The sequence below is a fragment of the Haemophilus influenzae genome (genome assembly GCF_003494325.1).
Classification (GTDB): Bacteria; Pseudomonadota; Gammaproteobacteria; order Enterobacterales; family Pasteurellaceae; genus Haemophilus; species Haemophilus influenzae_I.
Genome location: NZ_QQIK01000014.1, coordinates 1 through 455 on the forward strand (window position 1 = coordinate 1; position 455 = coordinate 455).

Below are 455 nucleotides of genomic sequence, written 5' to 3' on the forward strand. Positions count from 1 at the left end.
TTGGAGGGCGTTTACCACGGTATGATTCATGACTGGGGTGAAGTCGTAACAAGGTAACCGTAGGGGAACCTGCGGTTGGATCACCTCCTTACTGAAGACGAGAGACAGCGAGTGCTCACACAGATTGACTGATAGTTGTAGACAAGATTAAAAACGAAGCGAAAGCAACGTTGAAAAATAAACGTTAAAAGATAAAAAGAAGATAGAGTATCTTTAATTGATGTCCCCATCGTCTAGAGGCCTAGGACATCGCCCTTTCACGGCGGTAACCGGGGTTCGAATCCCCGTGGGGACGCCAATTAAAGATAACTTTATTAGATTATCTTATTGTTCTTTAAAAAATTGGAAACAAGCTGAAAACAAGAGATTTTCGAGAGAAAGTCTGAGTAGGCAAAACAGAAAAGTGAAAAGAGGGAACGGAAAAGGAAACTCTAAAAACAAAACCTGTTTTGCAT

At 41.3% G+C, this 455-nt stretch carries 1 tRNA gene and 1 rRNA gene; both read left to right on the forward strand.

The annotated features are described in order from the left end of the window. Positions 1-91, forward strand: a 16S ribosomal RNA gene (locus tag DV356_RS09785); the annotation flags it as partial. Positions 92-222: 131 nt separating this feature from the next. After that, positions 223-298, forward strand: a tRNA-Glu gene (locus DV356_RS09790). Positions 299-455: the final 157 nt, after the last annotated feature.